We start from the raw sequence: 18,871 nt of genomic DNA on the forward strand, positions 1-18,871 counted from the left end.
ACGAACTTACCGGGGCTACGGCGTGGATAACAAAGTACGCTCCATGCCAATCATCGTCCGGGGGGACGGGCGGGAGCCCGAAGGAATGACGAAGGGTGGAGGTACCTACGAGACGGTGTTTTGTTCGAACGGCTGGGTGGAGATCCGCCATCCGGAGCGGACGGCACAGTGGATAGCCACGGACTCGCCGACCGAGGTACGGCGCTGATGTACGCCGGACCGGTCATCATGTGGCCGCTCGTCCTGCTTTTCGTGGTCGGGGTGTTGGCTTCGGTCGGATGGCGACTCGTTTCTCGGCGACGAAGATAGGGTACGGCCGACGAACGGACGGTTCATTTCCCGGTAGACTGCGAATGTTCGGGACGACGACGTGTAGATGCTTCTCGCCGTCGCGATTCAGAGCTTTCGTGCCATCATGACCTCGTCCACGAATTCGTCGCCGACGAGGTAGTGGTCCGCGCGGACGGCCTCGGTTTCCCAACCGTACTCTTCCAGCAATTCGATGGCGGTTTCGTTGGTTGCGGGGAGGCTCTGGTAGACCTTGTTGTAGCCCGATTCTCGCGCCCAGTTCATCGCGCGCTCCAGCAGTCGGCCGCCGATGCCGTGTTCGCGGAAGGGACCGCGAACGCCGACCGTCAGTTCGGCGGTGTGGCGCAGTTGGTCGAGTTCCGGCGCGTCCACGTGGACCCACCCGGCGATTTCGTCGTCGTTCTCGCCGCCGTCCACCGTCGCGACGTAAAACAGCCGCGAGCGTCGGTCGTTGTGTCGCAGGAGCGCTCCCTCGTTCCCGATGTCGGCGGCGACGCGCTGTGCGGAAATCGACGCCCCTTCGTCGGCGACCTCGTGAATCGCCGTCTCGATGCCCGTCCAGTCGAACTGGTGGGCCTGCCGGATGGAGTACGAGAGGTCCGACTCCTCGTACGTCTCGACTTCGTCGTCGAGCGCGAGGTGTAGTTCCCCCTCGTTCTGCACCAGATGTCCCGAATCGACGAGCGCGGCGACGGATTCGTGGAACTCCTCCGGCGGAATCCGCACCTGTGGCTCCGTCGTTCCCGAGCGGGCCGGTTTCGACCCGGACGGGGAGTCGATTCGCACCTCGTCGCGGACCTCTTCGACGGTGGCAGAACCATTTCGTTCGACGTGGTGGTAGATACGTTCCTGAATCGCGTCTTCGAACTCGAGATCGGCGGGCACTCCCATAGGAATGGATACCACTCCGAGGGGATTTATTATTTATCGCCTAAAAAAGCCCGCTTCGGATTATAAACTCGAAAGCGAATAAATTTATTTTTCTTCGACGTGCCGAACCTCGGTAGCGATGCCGCGAGTGGATTCGACCATCTCCGGGCCGCTCATCTCGGCGCGGCCGATGGCGAACGCCTTCGGGCCTTCGATGACGACTTCGTCGCCGGGACGGATGTCGCCGTCCGCGTCCACCACTCCCGGCGCGAGAACGCTCCCGTGCGGCGCGAACGCGTCTATTTCGACCCGCTTGACCGGCGCGTCGCTTTCGATCCAGTGGCGGGCACCCGCGAGCGTGAACGAGAGGGTGCCGTACTGGGGAACCATCGCGGCGAGTTGTTCGCCGTCGTCGTCGTGCACCCGCAGTTTCGGATAGCGACTCTGGATGTTGAGTTCGGAGAAGAGCGCATCCCCCGCGCCGTCGCCGAACTGATAGTCCGCCATAGCCCGAACGGTGTTGTGCTGGCGGTCACGCTTGCCGTACTTCGACTCGCCCGTCAGCGTGCTGGCGAGATTGCCGAGGGATTCCGTCGTCGTCGGGTGGTCCTCCACGGTGTACTCGAACGTCACATCGAGGGCGTCCTCGACTCGCTCGCACACGTCGTGGTAGCCTTCCTCGGGAACGTGGGCGATGATTCTCGGGTATTCGTTTCGCTCCAGATACCGCCGGAGGACTTCCGCGACGAACTCCTTTTCGTCCTCGCTCCAGCGTCCCGTGACCACGGAGTCGTAGTGCTGTGCGGGGTAGGTCAGTTCGAGTTCCTGCGGGACGACGCCGATGGGACTCGTCATCGACACCTTGTGCGCCTTGAACTGGATGGCGTCGTGATACTGGCCGTGGCTCTGTGACTCGCTGTACGGTTTCTTCGCGGAACACGGCAGGAGTACGAGCGGACGGTCGAATCGATTCCGATAGCGCGTCGTCACCCGGTCGGCGAAGCGCTGAATCTCCACCCGGCGGAGGCTGTCCTCCGTCGCTGCGGCGAGTTCCGCGTTCCGAATGACGGGCGTTCGCTCTTCGACGTAGCTCCATTGCTGATCGAACTCCCGGAATGCGGCCGTGAGCCACTGCTCGTGGCGGGCCTGCCCTTCGATGTAATCGCGGAGGCGTCCCGCACGAATTCGCTCGCGGACGATTCCGAGTTCGGCCCGAAGCGCGTCCACGTTGTGTTCGACGCAGTGTTCGCGCGTGAACTCGTCCACCGAGCGCTGGCAGGCGGGACAGGAACACGGCAGTTCGTGTAAATCGTCCAAATAGTGCTGACCCTCCGTCGTCAGGTACTTCCCTTGGGTTCCTTTGACGACGGCCAAATCGGAGTCCACGAGGTCCACTCCGGCGTACGCGAGCGTGGCGACGTTTTCCGGCGTGGCGACGCCCGACAGCATGAGCGCGCTGTCGGCGGGTATCGCCTCGCGGGTGTCGATGATGGCGTCCTTGAATCCGGCCCCGTGGCCGACGACGCCGCGCGCACCCGAGAGGATGTACGCGTCAGCCCCGTAGTCTTCGGCCGTCTCGGGCGCGATGACGGCGGCGCTCGGATACTCGACGTCCGGATAGTCCACGGCGAACGACTTCATCACTTCGTCGTCGGTGCCGCTCGGGAACGCTCGATGCGGGAGAACGGTCAGTTTCGACTCGTCCCCCTCCGGCAACTCTCGCGATTTGAACCAGAGGCTTCCGCCGTCGGAAATCACCTCGTCCGCCAGCGCGGGCGTCGTCACCGACGTAGAGAGGCGAAGTTCCCCGATTCGGGCCGCCCCATCGCGGCCGTGAATCTCGAAATAATCGGTCATACCCGTTCTTCGGGGAAGCGGCTTGAACTATCTTGCGTAACTCCGTGAGTTGGAGGTGTTGCGTAGAATCTATCGGACGTGGGTTTCAAAAACGCGGATGGCCGTCGGGTCGGCGAAAAGGGTGCTTATCGATCGTCCGGCGTCGGGTTGTTGGTCGTCCTTTCGGCGCTGGAGGTTTCTCCGCTGGCGGCTTCGCCGCTGGACGCCGAGAACGCCGCGTACCCGGCGAGTATCGCGACGATGACGCCGACGACGATGTCGTTCCAGAACAACAACGCGGTCGAACCCCAGATGAACGCGGAGACGATCATCCACAACCCGAGTAGCGTGTTGAGTCCGCTGCTTCCCTGTTGTGTCGACCCGCCGTTCATCGCGTTGTACGCGCTGAACGTTCCGAGGATGGTGATGGCTGCCCCGACGATGATGTCGTTCCAGAATGCCCATCCGTTGGCCGACCAAACGAACGTCGGGATAAAGAACAGCCACAACCCGAGCAGTACGTTCGCTCCTGATGCCCATCGAGAGGGCGCCGATTGAGTGTTCGAACTCATTTGTAGTCACCTCACACCGGGATCGCCCCGGTATCGATAGCTAGAGGCTTGCGCTGAAGGGGAATTTTGGTTTCCATAGCAGGCCGCTTTTACGAGTCATAACCACCCGATACAACGTTCAGAAACCCTATTTTCGACGGAATAATCCTAACTGAGAAACATCGGTATCGTCGCACACGATGGGACGATCCACTTACCGTCGAAATTCCATTTCAAGCAACGACGCTGACAAAGGCACAAACGATCTCCCTTCGAGAGAACAATCGTGTGGCCGTCGAGCCGGGTGAGTTGACGCCGCTATCGGCTCGGATGGGCCGACACGAATGCCACGAATCCGGCACACGCCCTCCACAGCGAGTCCGTGGCACGTTAGATAGTCTCGTCCAGTGCCGGAACCATACCGTTCCGGCGCTTGAATCAAGACGTGCAAACGGCCCAATGCTTTCGCTTTCGAATTAATGGAATTTATATCGGCGGTGAATGACGACGGCCGTCGGACCTCAGACGCTCGTGAGGTCCACGGTCCGAACCGACTCGGGGACCACGGATAGCGCCGATTCCGGCCATCCTTCGTGTGCGAGCGTGAAATCGGTCTCCGGGTTTTCGTCGACCAACCGTGCCACGCCGCGGGCGGCCGATTCGTATCCCGCGGCGTCCATCCGATCGGGGATTTCCGCCGTAAGCGGATACGTCTCCGAAAGCGCACGGGGGAACGGACCGAACGGGGGGACGACGTTCCACGATTCGTCGTAGCGACTGCTCGGGTTGCCCTCGGTAAGGAGGACTCTCCCCTCGGGGTTCAACCGCGAGAGTCGCTGGTGGTGGCGCACGACCTCTGGACGTGCGGCGCTCTCGCCCGAGAGATAGAAGAAGGCCCCCTTCGAAGCCGGATCGGTTCGTTCGAGTTGCGCGGCGTGGTCGCCGAGCGCGCGATAGCCGTCGAGCATCGCGGGATGGGCGCGGGCGCGGTTTTCGACTAGTTCGAACAGGTTACCCGTCCGAATCGCCTGCTTGATGGTCCGTATCTCCTCGAACGTGACGTGGAGGTTGTGTTCCGCCAGCAGTCGCTCGCGTTCCCGTTCGCCCTCGTTGCGAACCTCCTCTGGCGTGTGATTCGCACAGATGGGGCACGAACACGGGAAGTAATCGAGGTCGTCCAACTGCTCCGTGCCGCGGACCGTCAGGTAGCGTCCGTCGCGGGCATAGAGCGCGTAGGCCGCCGAATCGAACAGATCACATCCCATGGCGACCGCCAACGCGAACATCATCGGATGGCCTGCGCCGAAGAGGTGGACCGGCGCGTCCGCGCCTAATCCCCGCTTTGCCCCCGCGACCACGTCCACCATGTCGCCGTAGCGGTATTCGTTCATCAGCGGGACGACCGCGCCGACGGGGAATACGTCGAGCGACGTTCCGTCCGCGTGGCGGCCCGCCTCCTCACGGAGATCGGGATACGTCGAACCCTGCACCGGCGCGTTGACGAGCATCTCGCCGACGTCGACCGTCTCCGCGAGTTCGAGGCGTTCTTGCGTCGTCGCCAGTTCCTCCTCGGCCTGTTCGCGGTCCACATCCGGCGGCGTCGGAATGTCCACGGGCGTTCCGATATCCGACCCGATATCGTGTTGGAACCGAAGGATTTCCTCGGTCGTCACGGTGATTTCCCCGTACTCGGCGAGTTGGAACGACCCGGAGTCGGTCATGATGGCCCCGTCGAAGTCCAGGAGTTCGTGCAGACCCACTTCGAGCGCTTCGTCGCGGAAATCCTCGCTCTTGTAGAGAATGTAGGAGTTGGTGATGAGGATGTCCGCGCCGAACTCGCTTTCGAGACGGGACGGTTCGACAGTCAGCATATGCGGGTTGACGACCGGCAGCAATGCCGGGGTCTCGACCGTCACGCCCGCACGCGGGACGGTGAGTTCCCCGATTCGCCCCGCCCCGTCTTGGGTGCGAATTTCGAAGTTGTCTCGTTTCATTACCGCCGCGTAGCCACGGTGGCGGTGTAAGAATTCCGCTCTCGATTTTCGGGGGAAGGGGACTGACAGGACGAACGGAACTGGCGGGCGACGAATCGGTTCGGGGGAGCGACATACGGACGTTGGCCTCGTTCTCGTATTTAAACCCTCTCCCGGAGGTTTAGGAGGGTCGAATGCGAGGAAGTCGCATGGACTCGATTGCCCTATCGGACCGCGAAGCGACCGAAGTGACCGACGGCGTATATCTCGCCCAACTGGCCGCCGGTGAGCGGATGAGCATCCAGCACTTCCACATCGAACCCGGCGCGACCGTGCCGGAACACAGCCACGAACACGAACAGACGGGGTTCATCTACGACAGCGCGCTGACGTTCGTCGTCGACGGCGAGGAGTTCGTCATCGAGAAGGGTGATTCGTACGCGATTCCGGGGGACGAACCGCACGCGGCGGAGAACAGGACCGACACGCCGGTTCGCGGCATCGACGTGTTCAGTCCCCCGCGACTCGACGTGCCGTGGAAGTGAGGCCGTTCGTACCGCCCCGAAACTAAACTTATTATCGTGATGGTCGTAGATCCGTGCGGTAGTGTGCCATGATAGGAGTTACCGAACTGGAGGAGATGCTCGAAAACATGGTGACGGCGCGTCACTACGAGGAGCGACTACAGGAGGTGTATCTCGAAGGGAAGCAACCGGCGTTCGACATCTCGGCCGGACCGATTCCGGGCGAACTACACCTCGCCGCGGGACACGAGGCGTCCGGCGCGGGCGTCTGCCAGCACCTCCGCGACGACGACACGGTGACGGGACCGCATCGGCCCCATCACGTCGCCATCGCGAAGGGCGTGGACTTGAAACGAATGACAGCCGAGATTTTCGGCCGCGAGACGGGCCTCTGTCGAGGAAAGGGGGGACACATGCACCTCTTCGATCCCGACGTGAACTTCTCGGCCAGCGGCATCATCGCCGAGGGCTGTCCCCCCGCGGTCGGTGCCGGACTCGCGGCGAAGATGCGGAACGAGGACAGCGTCGCCGTCGCGTTCCTCGGCGAGGGAGCGATCGACCAAGGCGGGTTCCTCGAATCGCTGAACCTCGCCAGCGTCCACGACCTGCCGGTCGTGTTCGTCGTCGAGGACAACGACTGGGCCATCAGCATGCCCAAGGGGCGCGTGACGGACGTTGAAAACGGTGCCCAGCGGGCGGACGGGTTCGACATGCCGGGCCACCGCGTGGACCACGACGACGCGACGGCCGTCTACGAGGCGGCGGGCGAAGCGGTTGGCCGCGCCCGCGACGGCAACGGACCAACCCTGTTGGAAGTGCAGGTCCACCGCCGGATGGGTCACTTCATGGGCGACGCCGAGGCGTATCGCCCGGACGCGGACACCGAACGGGCACAGCACCTCGATTCCATCGACCGACTCGAAGCCGACCTTCGCTCGACCGGCACGGACGAGGGGACCGTCGAGGAAATCCGATCGCGGGCGAAAGAACGAGTCGAGGACGCCATCGAGTGGGCCAAAGAGCAACCCGAACCGGACCCGGAGGAAGCCTACGAGAACGTGTTCACGAATCCACCGGACGGCTACGCGGAAACTCTGCGAGGTGGTGAGTGATGTCGGAAACGGCAGGGGAGGGACGAAAACTGACGATGAGTCGGGCGATGGTGGACGCCATCGCACACGAGATGCGCGAGAGCGACGACGTGTTCGTCATGGGCGAGGATATCGCCGACTATGGCGGCATTTTCGACAGCACGCAGGGACTTCTCGACGAGTTCGACCACGACCGCATCATGGACGTGCCCATCAGCGAGACCGCCTTCATCGGCGCGGCGGTTGGCGCGGCCCAGTCCGGCATGCGCCCGATTGCCGAACTGATGTTCGTCGACTTCTTCGGCGTCGCCATGGACCAGATCTACAACCAGATGGCCAAGAACACCTACATGAGCGGCGGGAGCGTGAGCGTCCCGATGGTGTTGATGACGGCCGTCGGCGGTACCTACAACGACGCCGCCCAGCACTCCCAGACGCTCTACGGGACGTTCGCCCATCTGCCGGGAATGAAAGTGGTCGTGCCGTCCACGGCCTACGACGCCAAGGGACTGATGCACGCGGCCATCCGCGACGACGACCCGGTCGTCTTCATGTTCCACAAACGCCTGATGGGAATCGGGTGGATGCCTGCACCCGAAGGACCGAAAACGCCGGTTCCCGACGAGGACTACACGGTCGAGTTCGGCGAGGCGGACGTGAAACGGGAGGGCGAGGACGTAACCGTCGTCACGCTCGGTCTGCACGTTCACCGCGCCATCGAGGCAGCAGAAGAACTCGCGGACGAGGTGGACACGGAAGTCATCGACCTCCGCTCGTTGGTACCGCTGGACACCGGGACGATAGTCGAGTCGGTGTCGAAAACGGGCCGACTTGTCGTGGTGGACGAGGATTACCGCTCGTTCGGCGTTTCGGGTGAAATCATCGCACGCGCGGCGGAGAACGGACTCTCCGATCTCACCGCGGTCGAACGCGTGACCATGCCGGACACGCCGATTCCGTACGCCCGCCCGCTGGAGCAGGAGGTCAACCCCGGGACCGACGACATCATCGAGGCAATCCGCTCGGTTAACGATGAGTGAGGACCTCGTTCCCGTCGATTCGGCCGCGGTCTGGCCCGAGGACGCACTGGACGTCGAGGAGGCCATCGTCGCGAACTGGTTCGTCAGCGAGGGGAGCGACGTCGAAGAGGGCGACACCATCGCCGAGATTCAGATCGAGAAGGTGAGCGTGGACGTGCCCGCCCCCGCGACGGGGGAACTGGTCGAACGACTGGTCGGGGAGAACGAGGAGTTCGAACGCGGCGACGCGCTGGCGCGGATTCGGCTCGCGTAATGCGTCGCAATCGAACTTCGAAAGTGCGACCGATTTAGCGCATCGTATTTCGTCTCTCGAAGCGTTCTGGACCGTTTCGGACAAGTTTCGAATTTATTTATACATGGTGAAATTGTCTTTTTAACTAACCATTAGTTAATATGAGGGGTCGTGACAGTTATTCTACCGTGACGGCTCGACGGTCGCACACGGTCGAGCCCGAACGCGAACGACAATCATACCTGAGGTCAACCCATGAAAGGAACGAATCGAACGAAAGCGGTCGTGACCGTGTTTGTGCTATCGTCCGTCGTAATCGCCGCCGCGTTCGTCGGGAGCGCGTTCGGTCTCCAGGCGAATCGTGAAACCACCACCTCGGCATCGCCGGACGGTCCAACTACGCTGGACGACTCCCCCGCAGCGGAGGAATTCACCTGTGATAGCGGTGAAAACGCCACCTTGCCGGGCAACTGTGATGTGTACCTCACTGTCGTCCCGTTGGGCATCGATACGGAGGACGACCTCGCGGCCTTTACCATCCGCAACGACGGCAGCGGCGATTCTGTCGCCGACCTTACGATACGGTACGAGACGACTCAGGGAGAATCCGGGACCTTCGACGGTAACTACCTCGAAACCAACACTACCGACGACGGGTCGGTGACGATCAGCGTCTACTACGACGGGAACCTCATCAGTGAAGTCCAAAGCGACACGGACGCGACGATGGACCTCGGCCAACCGAACGATTCCGGAGATGACAACGCCGACGACGGAACGGACGGTACCGACACGTCGGATGGAGAAGATAGAAAGGACTGCTGAATCGAGGTTGATTACCCTGTAGCAACGCGATTTCAGCGATGTGGTACGCTCGGAAAAGTGCGAGAGTGACGTTCCGTTCACTCCTTTTTTGAGGGACCGAAAATCTCCGATTTTCGAGGGTCAGAAAAACTTTCTACGCCAATTTCTCTATGTCTTCGCGGCTTCGCCGCGAAGGTCAGAAAAACTCTCTATGAGAGTTTTTCGATATTCTCGACGATGGCGTCGGCGTACTCGCTGGTGGCGAGTTTCGTGCCGCCTTCGATCTGGCGTTCGAGGTCGTAGGTGACGTTGCCGGAGGAGATGGTCTCCTCGACGGCGTCGTAGACGAGTTCGCTGGCGTCCTTCCAGCCCATGTAGTCGAGCATGAGGCGGCCCGAGAGGATCATCGCGGTCGGGTTGACCTTGTCCTCACCGGCGTACTTCGGCGCGGAGCCGTGAACCGGTTCCGCGAGACAGCGGTGCTCGCCGAAGTTCGCGCCGGGGGCGATGCCGAGGCCGCCGATCTGCGCGCCCGCGGCGTCGGACATGTAGTCGCCGTTCAGGTTCATCGTGGCGATGACGTCGTACTGGTCCGTGCGGGTCAGAAGCTGCTGGAGCATGTTGTCCGCGATGCGGTCCTTGACGACGAGTTTGTCGGCGGGCTGTTCGCCGTCGTACTCGTCCCAAAGCTCGTCCTCCGTGATGGTGACGTCGTTGAACTCGTCCTTCGCGAGTTCGTAGCCCCAGTCGCGGAACGCGCCCTCGGTGAACTTCATGATGTTACCCTTGTGGACGAGCGTGACGGAATCACGGTCGTTTTCGAGGGCGTACTCGATGGCCTCGCGGACGAGACGCTTCGAGCCGTACTCCGTAATGGGCTTGATGCCGATGCCGACCGGGCCGTCGTGGATGACATCGGTTTCGCCCATCTCGTCCTCGACGAACGCTTTGACTTCCTCGACTTCGTCGGTGCCGGCTTCCCACTCGATACCGGCGTAAACGTCCTCCGTGTTCTCACGGAAGAAGACCATGTCCATCGCCTCGGGGCGTTTGACGGGCGACGGAACGCCGTCGAGGTGGTAGGTCGGGCGGACGTTCGCGTACAGGTCGAGCGTCTTGCGGAGCGCGACGTTCAGGCTGCGGAACCCGGCTCCGACGGGCGTCGTGAGCGGGCCTTTGATGGCGATGTTGAACTGCTTGATGGCTTCGACGGTGTCGTCCGGGAGGTTCTCGTCGTACTTCTCGCGGGCGCTCGCACCGGCGTAGACGCGCATCCAGTTGATTTCGCGGCCGGTGGCTTTCGCGGCGGCGTCGAGCACTTTCTGTGCGGCGGGGCCGACGTCCGTTCCGATTCCGTCCCCGTGAATGATCGGAATGACGGGGTTGTCAGGCACGTCGAGTTCGCCTGTCTCCTCGTCGTACGTGATTTGGGCCCCTTCTGCGGGTACTTCTACCTTGTCGTACTCGTAGCTCATGAACGTGTGAACATCCGAACGAGGAGGATAAAAGGCCTGCCGTTTCTCCCCCGTATGGGCCTTATACGCCCTTAAAGAAGGGAGGATTCGAAAGACGGTTCGGGGGTAACAGCGGTCGTCAGAGTCGGTGTCCCCATCGGGATTCTCGCTTCCCGTGCCCTCGCTCTCGGACGTATCGCGGTACGCGACGGGCGTCCCATCGACGCCCGATAGTTCGCGTTTTTCAGTCCAACGCTACACCGATAGCCGCGCGAATCTGGCTCCATCCGGACGTGAGGAGCGCCCGCGGAAATCGACGACGAGCGCCCGAGAACGCGGTCGTCAGTGCCGTCGTCGAATCCTCGAAGATCCCCGCACCGTGGCCGAACAGAACTCGTTCGGGTTCGAGGTCGGCGAAGGCGGACTTCGGCGGTCGAAGCCGATGTGGGAGGCCGAGCGCCATGCGTTCGTCGCCGACGGTCCACGGGGGCAGCGTGGTCAGCACGTCGGGGACGTACAGCGTGGCGTCCCGCTCCCGGTAGGCGATTGCCTCACGCCACCCCGGAAGAGGGTCGAGACGACGGAGTCGAAAGCCGGAGTCGCCGAGTTTCGTCCCGAATCGCTCGACTGGGGCGTCAACCAACTCCTCGATGCGGTCCAGCCAACGGGGAACTGTGACCGGGACGTCGTGTCGCCGCGCGAATGCGCCCGCGTCCCGCGCGTGCCAGTTTGACAGCACAGCCACGCCCACCACTTCGCCGAGGTCCGAGACGAGGGCGTCCACGCCCGGCGCATCGAGCGGGTCTAACAGCCAGACGCCGGCGTCCGGTCCGCGAACCGCGTGGCTCGCCCGTTTGCCCTCCTCCTCGGGATGGGCGAGCCAGCCGACTCCGCCGTCCCACCGGTCGATAACGCGAACCCCGTCTGCGTCGTCCCGTTCGTACATCGGCATCGTTTGACTGACTGACGGTTTCGTTCGGTTTCAATTATATTCTACGCTGTCACCTCCGCGGGGTCGTCCCGGACTGCCGTTTGACGTGATTTTATGCCGTCACACGCGAGAGGGTGGGCATGAACGTCATCGTCCACGGCGGTGCTGGCGGCGAACCGGACGAACCGACCCCCCGACAGGGCGTCCTCGACGAGGCGGCCGCCACGGGGAGCGAACAGGAAACGGTCGTCGACGCCGTCGAGGCGGCGGTTCACGTCCTCGAATCCTCGCCCCGATTCAACGCGGGCGTCGGCGGCGCGGTCCAGAGCGACGGGAAAATCCGGACCGACGCGGGTATCATGACGAGCGACCGGGACGCGGGTGCGGCCTGTTCGATGCCCGGCGTCGAACACGCCGTCAGCGCCGCCCGAGTCGTGATGGAGGAGACGCCGCACGTCCTCGTCAGCGGCGAACACGCCGTCTCCCTCGCGGCGGATTTCGGCGTCGAAACGGACATCGACCTCTGGACGAAAAAGAGCCGAGAGCGGTGGGCGGAGGACGACACGCCCGAGGGGTCGCCGAGCGAGCACCTCGATTTGCTTCGCGATAAGTTCGGGGGGAGCGCGGCACGCAGCGCCGCGGAGGAGTCGAACGGGGGCGACCCGCGCAACCATGATACGGTCGGTGCGGTGGCCTACGACGGCACGGAGTTCGCTGCAGCGACATCGACCGGCGGGAGATGGCTCGCGCTCGCGGGTCGGGTCGGCGATGTCCCTCAAATCGGGAGCGGCTTCTACGCGGCCCCGGCGGGTGCGGCGAGTTCGACCGGTGCCGGCGAGGACATCGCCAAAGCGACCCTGACCCGACGAGCGGTTCGTCACCTCGAATCGGGATACGACGCGGGGGAAGCCGCGGACCGCGCCATCGAGGAGTTCGCGGAACTCACCGGGTCGGAGGCGGGCGTCATCGTCCTCGACCGGGACGGGAACGCCGGGAGCGCGTTCAACACCGACGCGATGCAGACGAGCGTCAGCAGGTAGTTCGGATTGCCGTTCGATTTCGTCGTAACGCAAACTCTTTCCGGCGTTCGGGCGAAAGACGAGCCATGAGCGAGCAGGACGTAGACCTCTCGGCAGAAAAGTACGAAAAGCATCGAGAGGCCGGTGAGATCCTCGCACAGGTGCGAGCGGAAGCCGCCGAAAAAGTCGACGTCGGCGTGACCCACCTCGAAGTCGCGGAGTTCGCGGAGGATCGAATCCGCGAACTCGGCGGGAAACCCGCGTTCCCCGTGAACATCAGCATCGACGAGGAGGCCGCCCACGCGACGCCGGCCATCGACGACGAGACCACGTTCGGCGAGGAGATGGTGAACCTCGACATCGGGGTACACGTGGACGGATGGATCGCCGACACCGCCATCACCGTAGACCTCTCCGGTCACGACGACCTCGCCGACGCGAGCGCCGAAGCGCTCGATGCGGCGCTCGAAGTCGCCGGACCCGGCGTCGAGACGGGCGAAATCGGTGCGGAAATCGAATCCGTCATCGAGGGCTACGGCTACAATCCGGTCGTCAACCTCTCGGGGCACGGCCTCGCCCACTACGAACAGCACACGGAGCCGAACATCCCGAACCTCGGCGTCGAACGCGGCGTCGAACTGCAAGTCGGCGACGTGGTCGCCATCGAACCGTTCGCCACGGACGGGACCGGAAAGGTCGGCGAGGGTGCCGAAGAGGAGATCTTCGCCCTCGAACGCGAATCCTCGGTTCGCGACCGAAGCGCCCGTCAGGCGCTCTCACAGATAACGGAGGAGTTCCGAACGCTCCCCTTCGCGACCCGATGGCTGGACGTGTCCCGGCCACAGATGGCACTCCGCCGCCTGAAGATGAACGACATCGTTCACGGCTATCCGGTACTCAAGGAGGAAGACGGTCGTCTGGTCAGCCAGAAGGAACACTCCATCATCGTCACCGAAGACGGCTGTGAAGTCTTCACCGAATAATCAGCTATCGCTGAGTCTTCTTCTACTGATGCGTTCGTCGACGGCGAACCGGGAGAACGAGAATCGGTACACTAGGTAGCGTGTGTACGACGCGTCGTCACGCGTTATTCATCCGTTGGCTCTTCTCTTCGCCGCACGACTCACATCGCGTAATGCGGTACGGTTCCCGCGAAAACTCGGCGTTCTCGCGCTTTTTGCTCTCCGTCCGTATCTCGACGAAGACCTCGTGTGACGTTTCGCGGCCGCAGTTGTCGCACAGTTCCACCATCGCCGAGAACCCCTGATTTTTTGTTGCCATAGTGACTTCCTGTTCAGTTCGTACAACCGTTGACACGAGCATAAAAACCCCTCTCTGTTGGGGGGAGTTCGAACCGTTTATTCGACCGCAGTCTTGCGATTTACCCATTTGGGGCCTTCTGAGTGTCCCATTTCGTTTATAGACGCCTCTGAATCGTTAATGAAGGCGAAACGCTCTACAACAGCCGAATTATTTATATACTCGTTCAGGGGTTTAGACCGAGCAATGCCGACCGAATGAATACGAGTACGGGAATTATTTCGAGGCGGCCGACCCACATGTTCAAAATGAGCATTCCCTCACCGAACGTGGACATGGTCGGCTTGACGATGCCGGTCGAAAGGCCCACGTTTCCTTGTGCGCTCGCCACTTCGAACAGGGCGTCCGCGTAACTGAATCCCGGCGACACGTTGACGAGGATGACACTCCCGGAGATAAGCAGGATTATCCACAGCATGCTCACGATGGCCGCCTCGCTGAACTCCTCGAACATCTGGTCGCGTTTGAGCACCCGGTCGCCGATCCGCGTGTTGATGACCGCGGAGGAGGGGAGGAACACCCGCGTGAACTCCCACTGGATTCCCTTGCTTATCATGTACCCGCGGATGATTTTGATGCCGCCGACGGTACTCCCGGCGGCACCGCCGAGCACCATCGCGCCGCTGACGATGAGTTTTCCGCCCGGACCCCAGTCGCCGATGTTGGACGACTGAAAGCCCGTACACGTCAGCGCGCTCACGAACTGGAACGTGGAGTCCCGTGCCGCGTCCGCCGCCGTCGGCGACAGTCCGAGGGTTTCGAGCCCCACCCACCCGTCGGGGTGGAAGGCGGCGCTGGCGGAGGGAAGCGAGACGATATTCTGTATCGAGAGGAGGACGATACCCACCCCGAAGACGATGAAGAGCCAGCGCGTCTGCGTGTCGGAAACCAAGGGTTTCGCGTCCCTATCGTGGAGCATGACGTAGTGAATCGGAAACGCGATGGCTCCGAGCGTCATTATCGGGAGAAGCACGGCCTCGACCAGCGGCGAATTATAGGACTGGATGGAGTTGTCCGTGACGCTGAACCCACCGGTGGAAAGCCCCGTCATCGCTTGATTGAGCGCCTGCCAAAACGCTTCGAACAGGGGCAGATGCGGCTTAGCGACGACGATGGCGAGGAACAGCGCGGCCACGGAAATCACCGTGTAGAGGAGGAAGATACGCCACACCGTCTGGACGGTGTGAATGATGCTCGGGTGGATTCGCTCTTCCCGCGCTTCGGCCCGGTAGAGCGCGTAACTTCCGCTTCCCGGCCGAGCGAGAATCGCCGTCGTGAGGACGATGACGCCCACGCCGCCGACCCATTGAATGAGCGAGCGCCACCACTGGATCGCCCGCGGAAGCGTCGGTTCGTGAACCGCCATCGTCAACCCGCTCCCGGTCCATCCCGACATGCTCTCGAAAACGGCGTGAAGCGGGTTCTGGAAGTACGCGAGACTGGACATCGTCGTCGTCCCGCCGACCCCGATGGGTGTGTACTCCGCTCCGGTCGGAACGTAGGTGTTCATCACCGAAACCGGTGTCAGGTGCGCCGTGAGGAGCAGGGGTAAGGACCCGAAAATCGCGGTGGCGAACCAGCCACCCGCGGCGATGACCATGCCGTGTTTCATCACCGGGTCCGGTGCGTCCTCGAAGAGTTTCCGCGCCGCACCGCCGATACCGGCCGTGATTCCCCCGGCGAGGAGAAAGGCGAGCGCCGCGTACCACTCCCGAAACGCCAACGCGAGCAGAACGGTGGCCGCCATCATCGCCGCCTGCATCAACACGAGCGCACCCACGTCCCGCAGGATGGTCGCGAGGTGTGCTGGAACTCCGGCGACCGTTTTCCGTCGAACCATCTCAGTTGTGGTCCTCGTAGTGACCGAAGATGTCGGTCACCTCCGGCGTTGCACCCTTTTCGGAGAAGACGGTGATGAGGTCGCCGCCCTTGATTTCCGTGTTCCCGCGCGGGGTGATCACTTTGTTGTCCCGCTCAATGGCGACGACGAGCATTCCCTCGTCGAACAACCCGTCGTCCGCCGCCGTCGAGAGCGTGAGGCCCGAAATCGGGGCGTAGGAATCGACGGTGATTTCGAACACCTCGGCCTTGTCGCCGACTTTCATGTAATCCTTGATGGACGGGCGTTTGACGGCCCGATAGAGGTAATCGGCGATGAGTCGTTGCGGGTTCTCGATGACGTTCACGCCGATTTGGCGGAAGATGCTCATGTGTTCGGGGTTGTGAACCACCGAGACGAGCGACGGGATTTCGAGTTCCTGTCCCAGCAGGCTGACCATGATGTTCGTCGCGTCCTGGTCCGTCGTACTGATGAGCGCATCCGCACGGCCGGCACCGGCCTCCTCCAGCGTGTCGAGGATCGTCGCGTCGTTGTTGAGAACGAGGCAGTCGAACTCGACGGAGGCACGTTCGGCCCGTTCCGCGTCCTTTTCGATAACCACCACGTCGTTGCTGTTCTGTGTCGCAATGCTGATCAGTTGCGAGCCGATGTCGCCCGCACCGACGATGATGAGGTACATTCGTTATGGGCCTCTCCGAAGTCATCGCTTGAAAAGATACTGTTGTTGGGCCATACGAACGAAACATCGTCACAGGGTATCACTCGGCGCTGAACGGCGCGGTAAGACTCCCTTTCGAAACGATTATGGACGCATTAAACGCGCCGTAACGCCGGTTTATCGCCGAATTCGTGGTTCCGGGGACGAACGCTTCCGTCCGCTTCATCTCCGCCGATCGAGTCTGAAAACCTAAACCGCTCCCCCGTGATATCCCGGTATGCAACAGGTCTTCGCACCGTGGCGGATGGAGTGGGTCGAACGCGACGGCGACGAGAGTTTCGACGGATGTGTCTTCTGTGAGTTCCCGAAGCGGGATGACGACCGAAAACACCTCGTCGTCGCACGCAACGACCACGCGTTCGTCATGCTGAACAACTACCCGTACAATCCGGGGCACGTGATGGTCATCCCGAACGAACACGAGAGCGACTACGCGAACCTCGACGAGGGGACCCTCCTCGGACACGCACGCCTGAAACAGCGAGCGTTCGACGCGATGGAGGTCGCGTTTTCGCCGGACGGGTTCAACGCCGGGTTGAACATCGGCGAGGGGAGCGGCGGTTCGATCGACCATCTCCACACGCACGTCGTCCCGCGCTGGAGCGGCGATACGAACTTCATGCCCGTCATCTCCGACACGAAGGTCATCGTGGAAGGCTTGGAGGACACCTACGAGAAACTCCACGCCGCGTTCGCCGAACAGGAGGGTGCGACCGTTCCGGACGCCGAGTCGGCGGTTTCCTTCGACGACTGAACGGATTCTTCCGACCGCCGACATAGCCATACGGCAGGCGACCCAACTGTGAACGATGAATCGGACGGGGGCGATTCGTACCGCGGGTGCCATCATCCTCACGGCGAACCTCCTCTTAGCGGTCGCCAAGGGTGCCGTCTGGTTCCAGACCGGCAGCCTCGCGGTCGGGTCCGAGGCCATCAACAGCCTCGCGGATTCGATTTACAGCCTCGTCGTCCTCGCGGGACTCTATCTGACGACGCAACCGCCGGACTTCGACCACCCGCACGGCCACGAGCGAATCGAACCGTTCGTCTCGCTGTTCGTTGCACTCGGCGTCTTCGCGGCGGGCGGATTGGTCCTCTTCCGCGCCGGAACCTCGATTCTCTCCGGGAACGTCGCGTCGACGACGAGCGTCCTCGCGGTGGGCGTCCTCGTCGGGACGGGGGTCGTGAAGTACGGCCTCTTCCGCTACTGCCTCCGGGTCGGCGAGGACGTCAACTCGCCAGCCTTGGTCGCGGCGGGGCTGGACAACCGAAACGACATTCTGACGGCCGGTGCGGCGCTCGTCGGCGTCCTCGGCGCTCGAATCGGCCTGCCGATCCTCGACCCGATCGCGGCGGGCGTCGTTTCGTTCGGCATCCTCTACACGGGGTGGGAAATCGTCCGGGACAACGTGGACTACCTCGTCGGACGGGCACCGCCGGAGGACCTCCGCGCGAGCATCGTCCAGCGGGCGCTCTCACACCCCGACGTGGAGGGGGTTCACGACGTCGTCGCCCATTACGTCGGCCCCGAAATCGACGTGAGCATGCACATCGAGGTCCAGGGCGACCGGACGCTCATCGAGGCCCACGACATCGAAACCGAGGTCATGCACTCCATTCAGGACATCCCGCGGGTGGACGACGCCTTCATCCACGTCGACCCGAAGGAACTCGGCGAGTGGAAACCCGACGCCGAGGCCGACCGTCTGGCGGAAACGTCGTCGCGAGAGGAGTCCGAGCGTCCGGAGGAGTTGTCCGAGTAGGCACTCATCCGTTTCGTTTTCATCGTTCGGGAATCGAGTGCCGGGCTTTTCTATCGGGAACCGGTAGCGACGAGTACATAGCCATGATCACCCCTCTCGACAGGCGGCGGATGCTGAAAGCGACCGGTTTGACCCTCGTCGGCGCATCGCTCGGCGGGTGTCTCGCCGGCGGACAGGGCGGTTCGAGTTCGGACGATTCTCCCGCCGACGTCACCGTCGCCGTCGGTACGGGCGGCGGTCTGAAGTTCGATCCCGAAAACGTCGAAGTCACCGCCGGAACGACCGTCGCGTGGGAGTGGAAGGGGAACAACCACAACATCGTCGTGGAGGACCAACCCGCCGACGCGGACTGGAACGGGACGCCCGGCCCGGCAACTGAAATCTACAATCAGGGGTATCGCTACACCTACACCTTCGACGTGCCCGGAACGTACGACTACTACTGCAACCCCCACCGAGCGGCGGGCATGGTCGGGTGCGTCACCGTCACGAAAGGGACGGAAGGGAAGGGCAACGGTGAAAGCGAAACCACCCAAAAGGGGTCCGAAAAGTGAACTGAAACGACGGCGAAACCCGTTGGCCTCCCGTTTCCGACC

At 62.6% G+C, this 18,871-nt stretch carries 21 protein-coding genes; 11 read left to right on the forward strand and 10 right to left on the reverse strand.

Features of this window, described 5'->3' with window-relative positions; translation table 11 throughout:
- Window positions 1–43: 43 nt before the first annotated feature.
- The gene (locus tag ACGYLY_RS01160) at window positions 44–208 is read left to right on the forward strand and encodes a hypothetical protein (RefSeq protein ID WP_395283702.1); all 165 of its coding nucleotides are present in this window, start codon (window positions 44–46) and stop codon (window positions 206–208) included.
- A gap of 188 nt (window positions 209–396) precedes the next feature.
- Here the strand turns inward: ACGYLY_RS01160 and ACGYLY_RS01165 are convergent, their stop codons facing one another.
- The 4 genes from ACGYLY_RS01165 to tgtA all read right to left on the reverse strand — a co-directional run bounded on the left by ACGYLY_RS01165 (window position 397) and on the right by tgtA (window position 5,560).
- A complete protein-coding gene (locus ACGYLY_RS01165) occupies window positions 397–1,200 on the reverse strand; it encodes a GNAT family N-acetyltransferase (protein ID WP_395283703.1) in 804 nt (267 codons plus the stop codon).
- 84 nt (window positions 1,201–1,284) lie between these two features.
- Window positions 1,285–3,036, reverse strand: coding sequence for an archaeosine synthase subunit alpha (gene arcS / locus ACGYLY_RS01170; RefSeq protein ID WP_395283704.1), 1,752 nt, complete (start codon window positions 3,034–3,036; stop codon window positions 1,285–1,287).
- A gap of 125 nt (window positions 3,037–3,161) precedes the next feature.
- Window positions 3,162–3,587, reverse strand: coding sequence for an SPW repeat protein (locus ACGYLY_RS01175; protein ID WP_395283705.1), 426 nt, complete (start codon window positions 3,585–3,587; stop codon window positions 3,162–3,164).
- A gap of 500 nt (window positions 3,588–4,087) precedes the next feature.
- A complete protein-coding gene (gene tgtA / locus ACGYLY_RS01180) occupies window positions 4,088–5,560 on the reverse strand; it encodes a tRNA guanosine(15) transglycosylase TgtA (protein WP_395283706.1) in 1,473 nt (490 codons plus the stop codon).
- Window positions 5,561–5,748: 188 nt separating this feature from the next.
- Between tgtA and ACGYLY_RS01185 the strand changes: the two genes are divergently transcribed.
- The 5 genes from ACGYLY_RS01185 to ACGYLY_RS01205 all read left to right on the forward strand — a co-directional run bounded on the left by ACGYLY_RS01185 (window position 5,749) and on the right by ACGYLY_RS01205 (window position 9,251).
- Window positions 5,749–6,084 carry a cupin domain-containing protein gene (locus ACGYLY_RS01185; protein ID WP_231185293.1) on the forward strand — a complete coding sequence of 112 codons (336 nt, stop codon included), beginning with the start codon at window positions 5,749–5,751 and terminating at the stop codon, window positions 6,082–6,084.
- Between the two features lie 95 nt (window positions 6,085–6,179).
- On the forward strand, window positions 6,180–7,175 hold the full coding sequence (locus tag ACGYLY_RS01190; RefSeq protein ID WP_395284185.1) for a thiamine pyrophosphate-dependent dehydrogenase E1 component subunit alpha: 996 nt from the start codon (window positions 6,180–6,182) through the stop codon (window positions 7,173–7,175).
- Complete coding sequence (locus tag ACGYLY_RS01195) at window positions 7,175–8,194, forward strand: alpha-ketoacid dehydrogenase subunit beta (protein ID WP_395283707.1); 1,020 nt, start codon at window positions 7,175–7,177, stop codon at window positions 8,192–8,194. Before ACGYLY_RS01190 ends, ACGYLY_RS01195 begins: the two co-directional genes overlap by 1 nt.
- A complete protein-coding gene (locus ACGYLY_RS01200) occupies window positions 8,187–8,447 on the forward strand; it encodes a lipoyl domain-containing protein (RefSeq protein WP_395283708.1) in 261 nt (86 codons plus the stop codon). The genes ACGYLY_RS01195 and ACGYLY_RS01200 overlap by 8 nt, the downstream gene beginning before the upstream one ends.
- Window positions 8,448–8,681: 234 nt before the next feature.
- Window positions 8,682–9,251: a hypothetical protein gene (locus ACGYLY_RS01205; protein ID WP_395283709.1), complete on the forward strand. Its 570-nt coding sequence runs from the start codon at window positions 8,682–8,684 to the stop codon at window positions 9,249–9,251.
- A gap of 188 nt (window positions 9,252–9,439) precedes the next feature.
- Here ACGYLY_RS01205 and icd read toward each other — a convergent pair whose 3' ends face one another.
- Together icd and ACGYLY_RS01215 are read right to left on the reverse strand one after the other, a co-directional pair.
- The gene (icd, locus tag ACGYLY_RS01210; RefSeq protein ID WP_395283710.1) at window positions 9,440–10,705 is read right to left on the reverse strand and encodes an isocitrate dehydrogenase (NADP(+)); all 1,266 of its coding nucleotides are present in this window, start codon (window positions 10,703–10,705) and stop codon (window positions 9,440–9,442) included.
- A gap of 223 nt (window positions 10,706–10,928) precedes the next feature.
- Window positions 10,929–11,630, reverse strand: a complete 702-nt coding sequence (locus ACGYLY_RS01215) for a hypothetical protein (protein WP_395291128.1) — start codon at window positions 11,628–11,630, stop codon at window positions 10,929–10,931.
- A gap of 125 nt (window positions 11,631–11,755) precedes the next feature.
- Between ACGYLY_RS01215 and ACGYLY_RS01220 the strand changes: the two genes are divergently transcribed.
- Both ACGYLY_RS01220 and map read left to right on the forward strand, forming a co-directional pair.
- Window positions 11,756–12,655, forward strand: a complete 900-nt coding sequence (locus ACGYLY_RS01220) for an isoaspartyl peptidase/L-asparaginase (protein ID WP_395283712.1) — start codon at window positions 11,756–11,758, stop codon at window positions 12,653–12,655.
- A 65-nt stretch (window positions 12,656–12,720) separates the two neighbouring features.
- Window positions 12,721–13,617, forward strand: coding sequence for a type II methionyl aminopeptidase (gene map, locus ACGYLY_RS01225; protein ID WP_395283713.1), 897 nt, complete (start codon window positions 12,721–12,723; stop codon window positions 13,615–13,617).
- A 97-nt stretch (window positions 13,618–13,714) separates the two neighbouring features.
- On the opposite strand, the gene ACGYLY_RS01230 is transcribed toward map, so the two are convergent.
- The 4 genes from ACGYLY_RS01230 to ACGYLY_RS01245 all read right to left on the reverse strand — a co-directional run bounded on the left by ACGYLY_RS01230 (window position 13,715) and on the right by ACGYLY_RS01245 (window position 16,678).
- Complete coding sequence (locus tag ACGYLY_RS01230; protein WP_395283714.1) at window positions 13,715–13,915, reverse strand: hypothetical protein; 201 nt, start codon at window positions 13,913–13,915, stop codon at window positions 13,715–13,717.
- A 205-nt stretch (window positions 13,916–14,120) separates the two neighbouring features.
- Window positions 14,121–15,794, reverse strand: coding sequence for a TrkH family potassium uptake protein (locus ACGYLY_RS01235; protein ID WP_395283715.1), 1,674 nt, complete (start codon window positions 15,792–15,794; stop codon window positions 14,121–14,123).
- A gap of 1 nt (window position 15,795) precedes the next feature.
- Window positions 15,796–16,473 carry a potassium channel family protein gene (locus ACGYLY_RS01240; protein WP_395283716.1) on the reverse strand — a complete coding sequence of 226 codons (678 nt, stop codon included), beginning with the start codon at window positions 16,471–16,473 and terminating at the stop codon, window positions 15,796–15,798.
- A 79-nt stretch (window positions 16,474–16,552) separates the two neighbouring features.
- On the reverse strand, window positions 16,553–16,678 hold the full coding sequence (locus tag ACGYLY_RS01245; RefSeq protein ID WP_395283717.1) for a hypothetical protein: 126 nt from the start codon (window positions 16,676–16,678) through the stop codon (window positions 16,553–16,555).
- A 51-nt stretch (window positions 16,679–16,729) separates the two neighbouring features.
- On the opposite strand from ACGYLY_RS01245, the gene ACGYLY_RS01250 reads away from it, so the two are divergent.
- From ACGYLY_RS01250 to ACGYLY_RS01260, 3 genes are all read left to right on the forward strand, one after another.
- Window positions 16,730–17,266, forward strand: a complete 537-nt coding sequence (locus ACGYLY_RS01250) for an HIT family protein (RefSeq protein ID WP_395283718.1) — start codon at window positions 16,730–16,732, stop codon at window positions 17,264–17,266.
- Between the two features lie 55 nt (window positions 17,267–17,321).
- The gene (locus tag ACGYLY_RS01255) at window positions 17,322–18,275 is read left to right on the forward strand and encodes a cation diffusion facilitator family transporter (RefSeq protein WP_395283719.1); all 954 of its coding nucleotides are present in this window, start codon (window positions 17,322–17,324) and stop codon (window positions 18,273–18,275) included.
- 83 nt (window positions 18,276–18,358) lie between these two features.
- Complete coding sequence (locus ACGYLY_RS01260; RefSeq protein ID WP_395283720.1) at window positions 18,359–18,829, forward strand: plastocyanin/azurin family copper-binding protein; 471 nt, start codon at window positions 18,359–18,361, stop codon at window positions 18,827–18,829.
- Window positions 18,830–18,871 lie beyond the last annotated feature (42 nt).

This window comes from Haladaptatus sp. CMAA 1909 (assembly GCF_043952005.1).
In the GTDB taxonomy this organism is placed as follows: domain Archaea; phylum Halobacteriota; class Halobacteria; order Halobacteriales; family Haladaptataceae; genus Haladaptatus.

What these genes read in the sequence shown, in the direction of transcription:
- ACGYLY_RS01185 (WP_231185293.1), top strand. Translation starts at nt 5,749, where the DNA reads ATGGACTCGATTGCCCTATCGGACCGCGAAGCGACCGAAGTGACCGAC.
- ACGYLY_RS01250 (WP_395283718.1), top strand. Translation starts at nt 16,730, where the DNA reads ATGCAACAGGTCTTCGCACCGTGGCGGATGGAGTGGGTCGAACGCGAC.
- ACGYLY_RS01255 (WP_395283719.1), top strand. Translation starts at nt 17,322, where the DNA reads ATGAATCGGACGGGGGCGATTCGTACCGCGGGTGCCATCATCCTCACG.
- tgtA (WP_395283706.1), bottom strand. Translation starts at nt 5,560, where the DNA reads ATGAAACGAGACAACTTCGAAATTCGCACCCAAGACGGGGCGGGGCGA.
- ACGYLY_RS01200 (WP_395283708.1), top strand. Translation starts at nt 8,187, where the DNA reads ATGAGTGAGGACCTCGTTCCCGTCGATTCGGCCGCGGTCTGGCCCGAG.
- ACGYLY_RS01175 (WP_395283705.1), bottom strand. Translation starts at nt 3,587, where the DNA reads ATGAGTTCGAACACTCAATCGGCGCCCTCTCGATGGGCATCAGGAGCG.
- map (WP_395283713.1), top strand. Translation starts at nt 12,721, where the DNA reads ATGAGCGAGCAGGACGTAGACCTCTCGGCAGAAAAGTACGAAAAGCAT.
- icd (WP_395283710.1), bottom strand. Translation starts at nt 10,705, where the DNA reads ATGAGCTACGAGTACGACAAGGTAGAAGTACCCGCAGAAGGGGCCCAA.
- ACGYLY_RS01230 (WP_395283714.1), bottom strand. Translation starts at nt 13,915, where the DNA reads ATGGCAACAAAAAATCAGGGGTTCTCGGCGATGGTGGAACTGTGCGAC.
- ACGYLY_RS01260 (WP_395283720.1), top strand. Translation starts at nt 18,359, where the DNA reads ATGATCACCCCTCTCGACAGGCGGCGGATGCTGAAAGCGACCGGTTTG.
- ACGYLY_RS01235 (WP_395283715.1), bottom strand. Translation starts at nt 15,794, where the DNA reads ATGGTTCGACGGAAAACGGTCGCCGGAGTTCCAGCACACCTCGCGACC.
- ACGYLY_RS01165 (WP_395283703.1), bottom strand. Translation starts at nt 1,200, where the DNA reads ATGGGAGTGCCCGCCGATCTCGAGTTCGAAGACGCGATTCAGGAACGT.
- arcS (WP_395283704.1), bottom strand. Translation starts at nt 3,036, where the DNA reads ATGACCGATTATTTCGAGATTCACGGCCGCGATGGGGCGGCCCGAATC.
- ACGYLY_RS01190 (WP_395284185.1), top strand. Translation starts at nt 6,180, where the DNA reads ATGCTCGAAAACATGGTGACGGCGCGTCACTACGAGGAGCGACTACAG.
- ACGYLY_RS01160 (WP_395283702.1), top strand. Translation starts at nt 44, where the DNA reads ATGCCAATCATCGTCCGGGGGGACGGGCGGGAGCCCGAAGGAATGACG.
- ACGYLY_RS01195 (WP_395283707.1), top strand. Translation starts at nt 7,175, where the DNA reads ATGTCGGAAACGGCAGGGGAGGGACGAAAACTGACGATGAGTCGGGCG.
- ACGYLY_RS01205 (WP_395283709.1), top strand. Translation starts at nt 8,682, where the DNA reads ATGAAAGGAACGAATCGAACGAAAGCGGTCGTGACCGTGTTTGTGCTA.
- ACGYLY_RS01215 (WP_395291128.1), bottom strand. Translation starts at nt 11,630, where the DNA reads ATGTACGAACGGGACGACGCAGACGGGGTTCGCGTTATCGACCGGTGG.
- ACGYLY_RS01240 (WP_395283716.1), bottom strand. Translation starts at nt 16,473, where the DNA reads ATGTACCTCATCATCGTCGGTGCGGGCGACATCGGCTCGCAACTGATC.
- ACGYLY_RS01245 (WP_395283717.1), bottom strand. Translation starts at nt 16,678, where the DNA reads ATGAAGCGGACGGAAGCGTTCGTCCCCGGAACCACGAATTCGGCGATA.
- ACGYLY_RS01220 (WP_395283712.1), top strand. Translation starts at nt 11,756, where the DNA reads ATGAACGTCATCGTCCACGGCGGTGCTGGCGGCGAACCGGACGAACCG.